Origin of the sequence: Pseudomonas sp. JV245A (genome assembly GCF_032424515.1) — a bacterium.
In the GTDB taxonomy this organism is placed as follows: Bacteria; Pseudomonadota; Gammaproteobacteria; order Pseudomonadales; family Pseudomonadaceae; genus Aquipseudomonas; species Aquipseudomonas protegens.
The window spans coordinates 18,584-33,508 of the sequence record NZ_VYKE01000055.1 but is presented as its reverse complement, the minus strand read 5'-3'; the positions used below and the strand labels follow the sequence as shown (position 1 = coordinate 33,508).

Sequence of the window (14,925 nt, the reverse complement as noted above, 5' to 3'; positions counted from 1 at the left end):
CCAGCGCCAGCAATTCCGGCTCCGGGGCTTGCCCGCTGTCCACGAAGGGTGCAAAGCGCTCGATGATGTCCGGCCCTGGCAGATGCTCGGTCACCAGGTAGGCGCTGCGCCGCAGCCACAGGAAACGCCGCTCCAGCAAGGCCAGAGGCTTGGGCGTGGCAATGCCCAGGAACGCCAGGCGATTGCCTTCGCGCCAGGAATGCCAGGCCCGGCTCGGGCGCCAGAAGCGCTTGAGCCAGTGAGCAAAGCCCTTGATGTTGTAGCGCTTGATCACCAGCGGCCGGCCCGCAACCTCGACCCGCCCAACGCTGGCCGCGCCACCGGTCTTGTACAGATGGCCCTGATCCAGCAGGGCGTCGGCCTGCTCCAGCACCGGCAGCATCGCCGCCTCTTCCTCGCGGCGGATCGCGCGCAAGGCGAACGGGCCGCGCTGCACGCTGAACAGCGTGCACTCGCGGCCGACCTTGTTGAGAAAGTCCCGCAGGCGCCAGCCCCGGACCTTGTTCACCTGCTTCTGCAGGGCCTCCAGGGGCAAGGCATGCTCGGCGTTGCTCAACAGGTAGTGCACCAGCAACTCTTCGGTGAACGGTTCCAGGCTCTTGGGCAACTGGGCGAAGAATACCCCGAGGTTCTCCAGGACCTTCTGCCGGGACAGGGGCTTGCCCGCCTCTTCGACACAGATCCCCGCCCCATCGATCAAATACAGCCGGCCATCATGGCGCAGCAGATTGTCCAGGTGCAGGTCCGATTGCCACAGGCCCTTGGCGTGCAACTGGCCGATAGCCCCGAGGGCCTCGGCCAGTACCTCAGCCTGCTCGTCGGCCAGCACTGGCAGAGCTTCCACCTGCTTCCAGGCGTCGCCCAGGCTTTGTGCGCCCTGCAGTAACTCGAACAGCAGCCAGCCGCCCTCGCCCTCCTGCAAACCGTCCGCCAGCAGCAAGGGCGTCGTCAGCCCTTGTTCTGCCAACAGGCGCACACCCTGCAATTCTCGCTGGAAATGCCGAGCGGCCTTGGAGCCCACCAGCAGCTTGGCCAGCACCGGACGCCCGCGCCAGACCCCGGCCCCCACGTAACGCTGCCCCGGCAGCACCCGCAGCAGGCTCAGCAACTGCAACTGTGCCGGGCCGGCGGCGTCCGCCAACTCAAGGCTCAAGGGCAGCGTCGGGCTGCGCCCGCTGTTCTTCAGTTCAGACAGACGCATCAGCGTGCCCCCTTGTGGCTGCGCCGAGCACTGAGCCGCGCCACCCAGGCATCCACCAGGGAGCTGTCCTGAGGCTGGCCCACATAGGCCGCCAGCAGGCTGCGCACCTCATCGCTGCTCCACACCGAAGCCCGGCGCAGCAAGGGTTCCAGATCCTTGACCCGATCACGCTGGCCAAACAGCAGGGGCCGGGTCTTTTCCAGGTCGATCAACTGCGCCTGATACCCATCGCCCTCGGCCCGCAGGAAAATATGCTTGGGATAGAAACAGCCATGCACCTGGCGCAAGCCGTGCAGCTGCCGGGCCAGTTGCCCGCAAGCCTGGAGCACCGCCTGCCGCTGATGCTCGCTGAGCCGGTCCCACTGCAACAGCAGCGCATCCAGGTCATCCCAGCCATCCAGGGCCCGGGTCACCAGGATCGCCCGGGACTCGCCATCGACCTTGCGCATCCCGAAGAACACCGCTTGCAAGGCCGGAATGCCCAACTGTTGGTAGCGGCGGATATTGCGAAATTCACGGGCGAAACTCGGCTCGCCAAAGGGCCGGTGCAGGGTCCGGGTCAGGTAGTTGGTCTGGCGCTTGAGGTAGAACCCCTGCCCTTCCACATCCAGGCGAAACACACTGCTGCTGCCGCCACGACCGGTATTGGGTTCATCCACCGCTTCCAATTGAGTGGCCCACAGCTGGTCGAAAGTGCCGAGGCCATTGCGCTCCAGCAGCGCACGCTCCTCGGACGCCAGAAAATCAGTCATTCACGCCCCTCGAAAAATCTCACCACGTGGCGAATACGCTCCTTGTCGGCGGCACTCAAGTGATCACGCTGACGGTATTGCAGGTAGAAACGCAGGCGCTGGGTGGCCGACAGATGGTATTTGGCCACCTTATCCAGACAGGCCAGGTCCTTGGTGATCCGGTACTTGAGCCAGAAACCACGCCAAAAATCGCCGTTCGGGCAATCGATCAGGTACAACCGGTCCTGGTCGTCGACCAGCAGGTTGCGCCACTTCAAATCATTGTGGGTAAAGCGGTGGTCATGCATGACCCGGGTGTAAGCGGCCAACTGACGGCTGACGCCATCCACCCAACGACGGTCCTGCAGACGCGGGTCGTTGCGTTCGGCCAGCACCGAGAGATCCTCGGTACGCGGCAGCTCCCGGGTGATCATCGCCCCCCGGGAATAGGCCAGGCAGCGACGCTCCAGGCCCCAGGCCACCACATCGGCGGTGGGAATGCCCCATTTGGCGAAGCGCTTGAGGTTCTGCCACTCGAACTTGACCCGGGGCTTGCCCAGGTAGCGCCGCAGATTCTTGCCGGCGCCGGTATAGCGCTTGACGTAATAGTTGACGCCACCACGCTCGACGCGGATGACTTCGGACAACGGATCCCGGGTCAGGTGCTCGCCCTGCAGGGCAAACACCGCTTCCAGACTGCCGAAATCCTCCGCCAACGCCTGATAGGCCGGGTCCAGGTTCCAGCTCGCCATCAGAGTGCATCTCCGTACCGTTGCTTGCGGGCGTAGAGCTTTTCCGCCTTGCCTTCGAGCCAGGCCAGCAGTGCGGCCTCCTCGGCCAGAATCTGCCGCAACGGCTGCTGGAAGTAGCCCTTGAGAAAGCGCAGCTTGTCGCGGCGCGTCAGGCCGATATCCAGGGCCGAGAAATACAGCGCCGCCAGATCCTTGTTGCGCCAGCGCTGAGTGATCTTCGGCCGGGTCTGGGCCCGGTGCAGGTCGATCACCGAGAGCTTGAGCCCTTCGGGAGTGACAGGCCGATCGGTGTGCAGCAGGAAGTGGCAGATATAGCAGTCGCGGTGGTTGACCCCGGCACGATGCATCATGCCGGTCATGCGCGCTACCTCGGCGATCAGCGCGCGCTTGAGCGCAGGCGCCGGCGGCTGCTTGACCCAGTCGATGCTGAAATCTTCGAGGCTGACGGTCGGCGCCAGTTCCTCGGTGACGATGAACGAATGCTGGTCTGCCGGATTGGCCCCACGCTCGCCGTAGGCCACGGCGGTCATGGTGGGCACGCCCACCTGATGCAGGCGCTCCAGGGCGCGCCATTCCTGGCCGGCGCCGAGCACCGGCAGTTTGGCGGTGACCAGGTTCTTGACGATCTCGCCCCAGCCGATCCCACGATGGATCTTCACGAAATAACCGCGGCCGTCGACTTCCGTACGCAAGGTACGGCGCGCTTCCAGCTCACGGTAGACCTGGCCCTTCAGGCCCTCGACAGCGTCGAACGCATCGCGTCCGGCCCAGAGGCTCTTGAAGGGTTCGGCAAGCATCAACTTCATCGGTGTTGCTCCGCCAGAATCACATCCGCAGCGTGCTGCGGCATGCTGTAAAGGTCGGCCGTCTCGGCGAACGCCAGGCCATTTCGGCTCCAGGTCGCGCGTGCAGCGTCGTCGGTCAACATGGTGGTGAGGTATTGATTGAGCTGCGCCTGTTCCAGCGGCTCATCCAGCACCAGGCCGCTCTGGGCCTCGGCAATGTAATGGGCATAACCGCAGACCGCGCTGACCAGCACCGGCAGGCCGGCCACCAGGGCCTCCAGCAATACGGTGCCGGTGTTTTCGTTGTAGGCCGGGTGAATCAGCAGGTCGGCGCCCAGCAGGAACCGCGGGATATCGCTGCGGCCCTTCATGAACTGCACCTGGTCGCTCAACCCCAGCGCAGCACTTTGTACCTGGAATACCTTGGGGTCGTCCTGGCCGATTACAAACAGCCGGGTGCGTTTTTTCAGCGCCGAAGGCAATGCCGCCAGGGCCTTGAGGCTGCGGTCCACACCCTTGGTCTTGAACCCGGAACCGATCTGCACCAGCAGCAGGTCGTCATCCTTGAGCTTGAATTCGCGACGAAAATCCGCCCGGATCTCGGCGGCGTTGGCCGGTGCCCGGCGGTCCTGGGCGATCCCCGGCGGCAGCAGATGGAAGCGCTCCAGCGGGGTGTCGTAGTGCTTGATGAACAGCGGCTGCTGGACCTCGGAGATCATCAGGATCTCGGTCTTGGCGTCCTTGGCGAACACCGCGCGCTCGTACTCGGCAAAGTGCCGGTAACGGCCCCAGCGCCGGTACAGGGAGTGCCGCAGGTTCTGTGCCTTGTCCTCGAAACAGCCATCGGCGGCGTAGTACACGTCCAGCCCCGGCATCTTGTTGAAACCCACCAGCCGGTCCACCGGGCGCTTGGCCAGGTCGGCCTCCATCCAGGCGCTGAGCTTTTCATTGCGACGATGGTTGAACAGCGCCTTGACCGGCGCCACCAGCACTTCGAAACCGGGAGGGATATCGCCTTCCCAGATCAGGGTGTAGACACGGATCTGATGCCCGCGCCGCTGGCACTCCAGGGCGATGCGCATGAAATCGCGCTGCAGGCCGCCGAAGGGGAAATACTTATAAAGGACAAAAGCCAATTGCATCAGCGCGGCTCCTCAGCCAGTAACAGGGTGCTCAGTCGGCTGGCGACACGCTCGGGATTCAGGCGAGTGAAGCACAGCGGCCACTCGCGTTTGAGGTCATAACGCTGCTGGTCCACAGCGGTGGGCTGATAGGTGCATTTCTTCTGCAGGCACGGCGCGCACGGGAAGTTGCTGCCCAGGTGGATCTGCACCCGGCCATAGGCGCCGGTCAGCCCCGGGTTGGTCGGCCCGAACAGTGAGATGGTCGGTACATCCAGTGCCGCGGCGAGGTGGCCCAGCCCGGTGTCCACGGCCACGCAGGCCTGGGCATCGGCCAGCACCTTGGCGACCCCGGCCAGGTTCAGCTTCGGCAGCACCGTGGCGTTTTTCAGGCCGCTGGCGATGCGCTCGGCTCGAGCCTTTTCCGCGGGGTTGCCCCAGGGCAGCTTGACCTCGACGCCGAGCATGCCCATGCGTTCGGTCAGCTCGCGCCAGTAGGCCTCGGGCCAGTGCTTGGTGTCCCAGGTGGTGCCATGCAGGAACAGCACGAAGGGCTTCTTGCGCGGCAACTCCACGAGTTTTTCGACGTTCAGGCCATAGTCGCCCAGGCCCTGGGGCAGGTCGTAGCCCAGGGCCACGGCGAACAGTTGGCGCACGCGCTCCACCGCGTGCTGCCCACGGGCCACCGCCAGGCGCCGGGAGTAGAAGCGTGAAGCCAGAGGCTCGCGGGCCGAGTTCTTATCCAGCCCCGCCACCGGGGCGCGCACGTAGCGGGTCAGCCAGGCGCTTTTCAGCAGGCCTTGGGCATCGATCACCAGGTCGTACTTGGTCGAGCGCACGCTCTGCTTGAAGCGTCGCCACTCGCCACTCTTGATGGTCTGCCAGATGTTCTTGCGCCAGCGACGGATCGCCACCGGTATCACCTTGCCGACCGCCGGATGCCAGGTGGGAATTTCGGCAAAGCCTTCTTCCACCACCCAGTCGAACTTGATCCCGGGGATCGCCCGCGCAGCATCGGTAAGGGCCGGCAATGCATGGATCACATCCCCCAGGGACGAGGTCTTGATCAACAGTACCCGCAACTTATTGAACCTCGACCGGAGAGCCCTGCAAGCGCTGCAAGGCTTCATTCACCGGCTGCGGCAACAACTGGCGCAGGCAGTTGTAATGGCCGAAGCGGCAGGTGCGGTCAAAGCACGGGCTGCATTCGATCCCCAGCCGTACTACCTCGACCCGATCTGCCAGGGGCGGGGTGAAGCCCGGCGAAGTGGAGCCGTACACCGCCACCAGCGGGCGATTGAGCGCCGCAGCCACGTGCATCAACCCGGAATCGTTGGACACCACCGAATCGGCGCAGGACAGCAGGTCGATGGCCTCGGCCAGGGACGTTTCGCCACTGAGGTTGCTCGATTCCTCGCGCAGGCCGGGAATCAGCCGCCCGCGAATCTCTTCGCCCACGGCATGGTCATTCTTCGAGCCGAACAGCCAGACCTGCCAGCCTTCGCGGATCTTCGCCTCGGCGACCTGGGCGTAGTGCTCGGACGGCCAGCGCTTGGCTTCGCCGAACTCCGCCCCCGGGCACAGTGCCAGCACCGGGCGGTCCAGGCTCAGGCCGAACTTGGCCAGGGCCGCGTCCCGGCTTTGCGGATCGATCTGCAGGCTCGGGCGCGGATAAGGCTTGGGCAGCTCGGTCCCCGGCTCATAGGCCAGGGCCATGAAACGCTCGATCATCAGCGGATAACGTTCTTTGTCGAGCTTGCGCACGTCATTGAGCAGGCCGTAGCGGAACTCGCCGCGCCAGCCGGTGCGCTTGGGAATGCCGGCAAAAAACGGCACCAGCGCCGACTTCAGCGAGTTGGGCAGCAGGATCGCCTGATCGTACTGGCCAGCCAGGGACTTGCCGATCCGCCGGCGGGTCGCCAGTTCCAGGGCGCCATGGCCCAGGGGAAAGCTCAGGGCCCGACGCACCTGGGGCATGCGTTCGAGGATCGGCCGGCTCCACTCGGGGGCCAGCACGTCGATCTCGCATTGTGGATGACGCTGTTTCAGGCACTCGAAGAGTGTCTGCGCCATCACCATGTCACCGACCCAACTGGGCCCAACGATCAGAATATTCATGTGGTTTCCATAAACGAACCGGGGAGGCATACGCCTCCCCGCCTCGAGAATCCAGCACCGCGGCCTTCACCGCCGGTTCAGTTTGGGCGAGCCGGCAAGGCCCGCCGAATACATGGTTGGCCTTCTCAGGCCGCTTAGCTTAGCCCCAGCTCACGCCAAATTCGTAACACTTCCCGTCGTTCGGTCACAAATTGATCACCGGTAATGATTCCGGCCTCATTCTGCAACGCCTGCCGGTGAGCCGCGGAACGGTAGGCCTTGTAGACCTCGCGCAGCAGGCTGGCATCGCTCGCGGGCATCAGCCCGACTTGCTCCAGACCTTCCAGGATGCGGATGTTATCGGTATAGCGCAGCAGTGACGGGTGCTCTTCGGACCACGCCAGGGCCGCGTATTGCACCATAAATTCGATATCGACGATACCTCCGGCGTCCTGCTTGAGGTCGAACGGCGCCGTGGCTTCGAAGGCATTGGCTGCAGTTCCGGCGGCGGTCAGGCGGCTGCCCAGGTTGTCGCGCATCTTGGCCCGCATCTCGCTGACTTCCTGGCGCAGCTTGGGCAGGTCGCGTTTTTTCCCCAGCACCGCGGCCCTGACCTTTTCAAAGGCCTGGCCCACATCCTGGCTGCCCACCAGCACCCGCGCCCGCACCAGCGCCTGGTGCTCCCAGGTCCAGGCCTCGTTTTCCTGATAGCGGGCAAAGGCCCCCAGGGAACTCACCAGCAACCCCGAAGCGCCGGAAGGCCGCAGGCGCATATCCACTTCATAGAGCTGGCCGGAGTTGGTCTGGGTGGTCAGCAGGTGAATGATGCGCTGCCCCAGCCGGGTGAAGAACTGCGCACCGTCTATGGGTTTGGGCCCGTCGGTTTCCGCCTGGGGGTCGCCATCATGGATGAACACCAGGTCCAGGTCGGAACCGTGGCCCAGCTCGATGCCGCCGACCTTGCCGTAACCGACAATGATGAAGCCCGGGTCGCACAAGGTGCCGTCGGTACGCAGCGGTGCACCGTGCTTGGACACCGTCTGGCGCCAGGCCAGGGCCAGCACCTGTTCCAGGATCGCTTCGGCGAGCCAGGTCAGGTAATCGCTGACTTTCATTAAAGGCAGGCTGCCGGCGATCTCCGAGGCGGCCACTCGCAGGCGGTGGGCCAGCTTGAAGTGGCGCAGGGCTTCCATCTGCTGCTCCAGGTCATCCTCGGGAATGCGCGTCAGGCGCTCGCGCAACTCGGCAGCCAGTTCCGGCGCCAGGGGCGGCTTGAACAGGCGCCCTTCGTTGAGCAGTTCATCCAGCAGCAGGGGGAAGCGGGTGATCTGCTCGGCGATCCACGGGCTGGCGGCGCACAAGGTCAGCAGACGACGTAGAGCCCCCGGGTTCTCGGTGAGCAGCACCAGATAGGCCGAACGCCGCGCCACGGCTTCCACCAGCGGCAGCACTCGCTCCAGCACCAGGTCCGGATTGGCGTGCTCCACCGCCTGGGCCAGCAACCGCGGAATAAAGGCATCCAGACGTTCGCGTCCCAGGCGCTGCATGGCACGTAGCTGCGGGCTGCCCCGCAGACCGGCCAGGGCACGCAGGGCCTTGGGCGCATCGACGAAGCCGCCCTCCTGCAACTGGCGGCAGGCGGCCTCCTCGTCCTGGGCTTCCTCCCACAACGGCAGCCATTCGCCACCCACCACCACTTCGCTTTCGGCGCCTTCATCCTCATCCGGGTCGGCGATGACCTGACGGAAGTGCCAATCTACCCGGCCGCGCCAGTGCATCAACTGTTCGTGGAAGGCGTTCCAGTCGGCAAAGCCCAGCATGAAGGCGATCCGCGCCTGATCCTGGGGATTGTCCGGAAGCATCTGCGTCTGGCGATCGGCGATGGCCTGGATCGCGTGCTCGGTATAGCGCAGGAACTCATAGCCTTCGCGCAGCTCGCTGATCACGGCAGGCGGCAGGTAGCCCTGCCCTTCCAGAGTGCCCAGCACCTTTAATAGAGGACGCTGCTGCAGGCTCAGGTCGCGTCCGCCGTGGATCAGCTGGAAAGCCTGGGCGATGAACTCGACCTCGCGGATCCCCCCCGAGCCCAGCTTGATATTGTCGGCCATGCCCTTGCGCCGGACTTCCTGCTGGATCAGCTGCTTCATGGTGCGCAGCGCCTCGATGGCGGAAAAGTCCAGGTAACGGCGATAGACGAAAGGCCGCAGCATGTCCAGCAACTGCGCACCGGCGGCCTGATCCCCTGCCACCACCCGGGCCTTGATCATGGCGTAGCGTTCCCAGTCGCGCCCCTGATCCTGGTAGTACTGCTCCAGCGCATTGAAGCTCAACACCAGGGCACCGGCAGAACCATAGGGCCGCAGGCGCATGTCGACGCGGAACACGAACCCGTCGACGGTCATCGGGTCCAGGGCCTTGATCAGGCGCTGCCCGAGGCGAATGAAGAACTCCTGATTATCCAGGGGCCGCTTGACGCCGACGGTCTCGCCGCCTTCGGGGTAGGCGAAGATCAGGTCGATGTCCGACGACAGGTTGAGTTCCACCGCCCCCAGCTTGCCCATGCCGAGGATCACCATCTGCTGCGGCTCGCCGCTACGCCCGCCGGTGGGCACGCCGAACTGCTGGGTGTGACGCAGATACAACCATTGATAGGCCTGGTCGATGCAGGCGTCGGCCAGATCGGAAAGGTCGCGGCAGGTCTGCACCAGATCCGCCTGGCGGGTCAGGTCGCGCCAGATGATCCGTACCTGCTGACGGGTGCGCTGGCGCCGCAGCACGCGCCCCAATTGATCCTCGCTCTCGGCCGCCTGCACCGCGGCGGCGATTTGCGCGCACAACTCCCCAGGCGCGAATGGGCGGTCCAGCTCGCCGCTGCGCACCAGCTCCAGCAACATCAAAGGGTCACGCAGGCTCTGTTCAATGACAAAGTCGCTGGCGGCGCCCACCCGGGCGAACTCCGCCCAGCGTTCGGCGCTCCAGTCGGCCAACCCGGGATCGCCTTCCAGGGCCGCGACGGCGCCACGCAACGACTGCTCTGCGCGGCTGACCAATGGCAAGAGAATCGCGGGGACGGGGGCAAGCGCGGGCAGGCTCATGGGCTATCCTTGATCGGCGTGGAAAATGCGGGCGGGGACGGATGTCGCGGGCAGGCCGCCTGATGGACTGTCGAACAAAAGTTAGAAATAGCTGAAAATAGGTTTTTTTTAGCAGCCGGCATTAATTTATTACCTATTCCCGTTAGTCATCGACCAACAGTAACGATTATTCTCACAACGCAGCAGGAGGCCACAAGCCGCTCTTCTGTAGTTTTACTACTCGTATATACATTCGAAAGGCTGAAATGGCCGACGATTTGTAGTAAAACTACACGCCGCTGGATCAACCTCCGGCAATCCAAGAATTTATAATCGTCTGCCCACAAGGCCAGTCGCAAACTCAGGCAACCGATTCTGGAAGCCTTTCCGCCCTGGAGCAAGCCATGCAAGACCTCGATCCCGTCGAAACCCAGGAATGGCTGGACGCCCTGGAATCGGTTCTCGACAAAGAAGGCGAAGACCGTGCTCACTATCTGATGACCCGTATGGGCGAACTCGCGACCCGCAGCGGCTCGCAACTGCCCTACGCCATCACCACGCCGTACCGCAACACGATTCCCGTCACCCACGAAGCACGCATGCCTGGCGACCTGTTCATGGAACGCCGCATTCGCTCGCTGGTACGTTGGAACGCGTTGGCCATGGTCATGCGTACGAACCTGAAAGATTCTGACCTGGGCGGTCACATCTCCAGCTTCGCCTCCAGCGCCACCTTGTATGACATCGGCTTCAACTACTTCTTCCAGGCCCCGACCGACGAACACGGCGGCGACCTGATCTACTTCCAGGGTCACGCATCGCCTGGCGTCTACGCCCGTGCGTTCATGGAAGGCCGCATCACCGAAGACCAGATGAACAACTTCCGCCAGGAAGTCGATGGCAATGGCCTGTCGTCCTACCCGCACCCTTGGCTGATGCCTGACTTCTGGCAGTTCCCGACCGTTTCCATGGGTCTGGGCCCGATCCAGGCGATCTACCAGGCGCGCTTCATGAAGTACCTGGAAGCCCGTGGCTTCATCCCTGCCGGCAAACAGAAAGTCTGGTGCTTCATGGGCGACGGCGAGTGCGACGAGCCGGAATCCCTGGGCGCGATCTCCCTGGCCGGCCGCGAGAAGCTGGACAACCTGATCTTCGTCATCAACTGCAACCTGCAGCGCCTCGACGGCCCGGTTCGCGGCAACGGCAAGATCATCCAGGAACTCGAAGGCGTGTTCCGTGGCGCCCAGTGGAACGTCAACAAGGTGGTCTGGGGCCGTTTCTGGGACCCACTGCTGGCCAAGGACGTCGACGGCATCCTGCAGCGCCGCATGGACGAAGTCATCGACGGCGAGTACCAGAACTACAAGGCCAAGGACGGTGCGTTCGTCCGTGAGCACTTCTTCAATACCCCTGAACTCAAGGCGATGGTTGCCGATCTGTCCGACGACGAGATCTGGAAACTCAACCGTGGCGGCCACGACCCGTACAAGGTCTATGCGGCCTACCACGAGGCGGTCAACCACAAAGAGCAGCCGACCGTCATCCTGGCCAAGACCATCAAGGGTTATGGCACCGGCGCCGGCGAAGCGAAGAACACCGCGCACAACACCAAGAAAGTCGACGTCGACAGCCTGAAGCTGTTCCGCGACCGTTTCGACATTCCGGTGAAAGACGACGACATTGAGAACCTGCCGTTCTTCAAGCCAGAAGAAGGCAGCGCCGAAGCCCGCTACCTGAGCGAGCGTCGTGCCGCACTGGGCGGTTTCGTGCCGCAGCGTCGCGCCAAGAGCTTCAGCGTCCCGACTCCGCCACTGGATACCCTCAAGGCCATCCTCGACGGCTCGGGCGACCGTGAAATCTCCACCACCATGGCCTTCGTGCGGATCCTCGCGCAGCTGGTCAAGGACAAGGAAATCGGCCAGCGCATCGTGCCGATCATCCCGGACGAAGCCCGTACCTTCGGTATGGAAGGCATGTTCCGCCAGTTGGGCATCTACTCCTCCGTCGGCCAGCTCTACGAGCCAGTCGATAAAGACCAGGTGATGTTCTACCGCGAAGACAAGAAGGGCCAGATCCTCGAAGAAGGCATCAACGAAGCGGGCGCCATGAGCTCCTTCATCGCTGCCGGTACTTCGTACTCCAGCCACAACCAGCCAATGCTGCCGTTCTACATCTTCTATTCGATGTTCGGCTTCCAGCGTATCGGCGACCTGGCCTGGGCTGCCGGCGACAGCCGTACCCGCGGCTTCCTGATCGGCGGTACTGCCGGGCGCACCACCCTCAACGGGGAAGGCCTGCAGCACGAAGACGGTCACAGCCACATGCTGGCCGGGACCATCCCGAACTGCCGCACCTTTGATCCGACCTACGGCTACGAGCTGGCGGTGATCATCCAGGACGGCATGAAGAAGATGACCGAAGAGCAACAGGACGTCTTCTACTACATCACCGTGATGAACGAGTCCTACCAGCAGCCAGCCATGCCGGCCGGTGTCGAGGAAGGCATCATCAAGGGCATGTACCTGCTGGAAGAAGACACCCGCGAGGCCGCGCACCACGTGCAACTGATGGGCTCCGGCACCATCCTGCGCGAAGTTCGCGAAGCCGCGAAGATCCTGCGTGACGAGTTCAACGTCGCTGCCGACGTCTGGAGCGTGACCAGCTTCAACGAACTGCGCCGCGACGGCCTGGCCGTGGAACGCAGCAACCGCCTGCACCCTGGCCAGAAGCCGAAGCTGAGCTATGTCGAAGAGTGCCTGAACGGCCGCAAGGGTCCGGTCATCGCCTCCACCGACTACATGAAGCTGTTCGCCGAACAGATCCGCCAGTGGGTCCCATCCAAGGAGTTCAAAGTCCTGGGCACCGACGGTTTCGGCCGCAGCGACAGCCGCAAGAAACTGCGTCACTTCTTCGAAGTAGACCGTCATTTCGTGGTGTTGGCAGCCCTGGAAGCCTTGGCTGACCGTGGTGACATCGAACCTAAGGTCGTGGCTGAAGCCATCACCAAGTTCGGTATCAACCCGGAAAAACGCAACCCACTGGACTGCTGAGGAGACTTTCTGTGAGCGAACTCATTCGCGTACCTGACATCGGCAGCGGTGAAGGTGAAGTAATCGAACTGTTTGTGAAGGTCGGCGACCGTATCGAAGCCGACCAGAGCATCCTGACCCTGGAATCGGACAAGGCCAGCATGGAAGTGCCGGCCCCGAAATCCGGCGTCATCAAGAGCCTCAAGGTGAAGCTGGGCGACCGTCTGAAAGAAGGCGACGAACTGCTCGAACTGGAAGTCGAGGGCGCCGCTGCTGCGGCCCCGGCGGCTGCTCCTGCGGCAAAAGCTGAAGCCAAACCGGCGGCTGCTCCTGCCGCAGCGCCAGCCCCAGCCGCAGCCCCTGCTGCCGCTTCGGTTCAGCAAGTGCACGTGCCGGACATCGGTTCGTCGGGCAAGGCCCAGATCATCGAAATCCAGGTCAAGGTCGGCGACAAGGTCGAGGCTGATCAATCGCTGATCACCCTGGAATCCGACAAGGCAAGCATGGAAATCCCGTCGCCTGCCGCTGGCGTGGTCAAGGCCATCAGCGTCAAGCTCAACGACGAAGTCGGCACCGGCGACCTGATCCTGGACCTGGAAGTGGCGGGTGCTGCGGCTCCTGCTGCCGCTCCGGCCCAGGCTGCTGCTCCGGCCGCTGCCGCTGCGCCTGCTCCTGCAGCAGCCCCGGCTGCTCCAGTGGCTGACAGTGTTCAGGACATCCACGTTCCGGACATCGGTTCGGCCGGCAAGGCCAAGATCATCGAAGTGCTGGTCAAGGCTGGCGACAGCGTTGAAGCCGACCAGTCGCTGATTACCCTGGAATCCGACAAGGCGAGCATGGAAATTCCATCGCCTGCCGCTGGCGTGGTGGAAAGCGTTTCCATCAAGCTGGACGACGAAGTCGGCACCGGCGATCTGATCCTCAAGCTGAAAGTCAAAGGCGCAGCGCCTGCTGCTGCTCCGGCTGCGGCGCCAAGCGCTCCGGCTCCAGCCGCCGCTGCTGCCCCGGCTGCCGCTGCACCTGCTGCCGCCCCGGCCGCCGCACCTGGCAAGCCAGGCGCGAAAGTTCACGCCGGCCCGGCTGTGCGTCAACTGGCCCGTGAATTCGGCGTCGAGCTGAGCGCTGTCGGCGCCAGCGGCCCGCATGGTCGCATCCTGAAAGAAGACGTGCAGGTCTACGTCAAGGCCATGATGCAGAAGGCCAAGGAAGCGCCAGCTGCTGGCGGCGCAACCGGTGGCGCGGGCATCCCGCCGATTCCGGTCGTGGACTTCAGCCGCTTCGGTGAAATCGAAGAAGTGCCGATGACCCGCCTGATGCAGGCCGGCGCCGCCAACCTGCACCGCAGCTGGCTGAACGTGCCACACGTGACTCAATTCGACTCGGCCGACATCACCGAGCTGGAAGCTTTCCGCGTTGCACAGAAGGCCGTGGCCGAGAAGGCCGGCGTCAAGCTGACCATCCTGCCGCTGCTGCTCAAGTCCTGTGCCCACCTGCTCAAGGAACTGCCGGACTTCAACAGCTCCCTGGCGCCAAGCGGCAAGGCGATCATCCGCAAGAAGTACGTGAACATCGGCTTCGCCGTGGACACTCCGGATGGCCTGCTGGTACCGGTGATCAAGAACGTCGACCAGAAGAGCCTGCTGCAACTGGCGGCCGAGGCAGCTTCCCTGGCGGAAAAAGCCCGCACCAAGAAGCTCTCCGCGGACGAGATGCAAGGCGCCTGCTTCACCATCTCCAGCCTCGGGCACATTGGCGGCACCGGTTTCACGCCGATCGTCAACGCGCCGGAAGTGGCGATCCTCGGTGTTTCCAAGGCCACCATCCAGCCAGTCTGGGACGGCAAGGCCTTCCAGCCGAAACTGATGCTGCCACTGTCCCTGTCCTACGATCACCGTGTGATCAACGGCGCGGCCGCCGCACGCTTCACCAAGCGCCTGAGCGACCTGCTGGCAGACATCCGCACCATTCTGCTGTAACCCGCGTACCGGCCCTCCTGTCATGGGCGGGCCGGTAGCGCACGCTTTCCGAGCGCCACGCTCGTACCTCAACCCCGTCAATTTGGCGGGGCTTTTTTTGCCAGAAAAACGTCGCCAATTGCCCGTCAGTGCACGACGTTAAACAGCAAAAAAGTTACT

10 protein-coding genes are annotated in these 14,925 nt (G+C 63.7%); 2 read left to right on the top strand and 8 right to left on the bottom strand.

The genetic code is table 11. From position 1 onward, the window contains the following. The 8 genes from F6S12_RS16675 to glnE all read right to left on the bottom strand — a co-directional run. Positions 1-1,201 (bottom strand): lipopolysaccharide kinase InaA family protein (locus F6S12_RS16675; protein WP_315869109.1); only part of this gene is annotated, 1,201 nt, incomplete at its 3' end. Next, positions 1,201-1,953, bottom strand: coding sequence for a lipopolysaccharide kinase InaA family protein (locus F6S12_RS16670; RefSeq protein ID WP_019093031.1), 753 nt, complete (start codon positions 1,951-1,953; stop codon positions 1,201-1,203). The genes F6S12_RS16670 and F6S12_RS16675, both read right to left, overlap by 1 nt. Continuing rightward, positions 1,950-2,684 (bottom strand): lipopolysaccharide kinase InaA family protein, encoded by a 735-nt coding sequence (locus tag F6S12_RS16665; protein WP_011058888.1) that lies wholly within the window; start codon positions 2,682-2,684, stop codon positions 1,950-1,952. The genes F6S12_RS16670 and F6S12_RS16665 overlap by 4 nt, the downstream gene beginning before the upstream one ends. Next, entirely contained in the window at positions 2,684-3,490 is an 807-nt protein-coding gene (rfaP, locus tag F6S12_RS16660) for a lipopolysaccharide core heptose(I) kinase RfaP (protein WP_047283653.1), read from the bottom strand. Before rfaP ends, F6S12_RS16665 begins: the two co-directional genes overlap by 1 nt. Next, on the bottom strand, positions 3,487-4,611 hold the full coding sequence (locus tag F6S12_RS16655; RefSeq protein WP_194237400.1) for a glycosyltransferase family 4 protein: 1,125 nt from the start codon (positions 4,609-4,611) through the stop codon (positions 3,487-3,489). The genes rfaP and F6S12_RS16655 overlap by 4 nt, the downstream gene beginning before the upstream one ends. Further along, complete coding sequence (gene waaC, locus F6S12_RS16650) at positions 4,611-5,672, bottom strand: lipopolysaccharide heptosyltransferase I (protein WP_011058885.1); 1,062 nt, start codon at positions 5,670-5,672, stop codon at positions 4,611-4,613. Before waaC ends, F6S12_RS16655 begins: the two co-directional genes overlap by 1 nt. Position 5,673: 1 nt before the next feature. Then, positions 5,674-6,708, bottom strand: coding sequence for a lipopolysaccharide heptosyltransferase II (gene waaF, locus F6S12_RS16645; RefSeq protein ID WP_315869108.1), 1,035 nt, complete (start codon positions 6,706-6,708; stop codon positions 5,674-5,676). A gap of 134 nt (positions 6,709-6,842) precedes the next feature. Then, the gene (gene glnE / locus F6S12_RS16640; RefSeq protein ID WP_019093029.1) at positions 6,843-9,782 is read right to left on the bottom strand and encodes a bifunctional [glutamate--ammonia ligase]-adenylyl-L-tyrosine phosphorylase/[glutamate--ammonia-ligase] adenylyltransferase; all 2,940 of its coding nucleotides are present in this window, start codon (positions 9,780-9,782) and stop codon (positions 6,843-6,845) included. 383 nt (positions 9,783-10,165) lie between these two features. On the opposite strand from glnE, the gene aceE reads away from it, so the two are divergent. Next, positions 10,166-12,811 (top strand): pyruvate dehydrogenase (acetyl-transferring), homodimeric type, encoded by a 2,646-nt coding sequence (gene aceE / locus F6S12_RS16635; RefSeq protein ID WP_011058882.1) that lies wholly within the window; start codon positions 10,166-10,168, stop codon positions 12,809-12,811. An 11-nt stretch (positions 12,812-12,822) separates the two neighbouring features. Continuing rightward, the gene (aceF, locus tag F6S12_RS16630; RefSeq protein ID WP_161466563.1) at positions 12,823-14,766 is read left to right on the top strand and encodes a dihydrolipoyllysine-residue acetyltransferase; all 1,944 of its coding nucleotides are present in this window, start codon (positions 12,823-12,825) and stop codon (positions 14,764-14,766) included. Positions 14,767-14,925: the final 159 nt, after the last annotated feature.

Bases quoted from the DNA above. Each gene is read 5' to 3' on its own strand.
- F6S12_RS16670 (WP_019093031.1), bottom strand. From the start codon at position 1,953: ATGACTGATTTTCTGGCGTCCGAGGAGCGTGCGCTGCTGGAGCGCAAT.
- F6S12_RS16665 (WP_011058888.1), bottom strand. From the start codon at position 2,684: ATGGCGAGCTGGAACCTGGACCCGGCCTATCAGGCGTTGGCGGAGGAT.
- rfaP (WP_047283653.1), bottom strand. From the start codon at position 3,490: ATGAAGTTGATGCTTGCCGAACCCTTCAAGAGCCTCTGGGCCGGACGC.
- F6S12_RS16655 (WP_194237400.1), bottom strand. From the start codon at position 4,611: ATGCAATTGGCTTTTGTCCTTTATAAGTATTTCCCCTTCGGCGGCCTG.
- waaF (WP_315869108.1), bottom strand. From the start codon at position 6,708: ATGAATATTCTGATCGTTGGGCCCAGTTGGGTCGGTGACATGGTGATG.
- glnE (WP_019093029.1), bottom strand. From the start codon at position 9,782: ATGAGCCTGCCCGCGCTTGCCCCCGTCCCCGCGATTCTCTTGCCATTG.
- aceE (WP_011058882.1), top strand. From the start codon at position 10,166: ATGCAAGACCTCGATCCCGTCGAAACCCAGGAATGGCTGGACGCCCTG.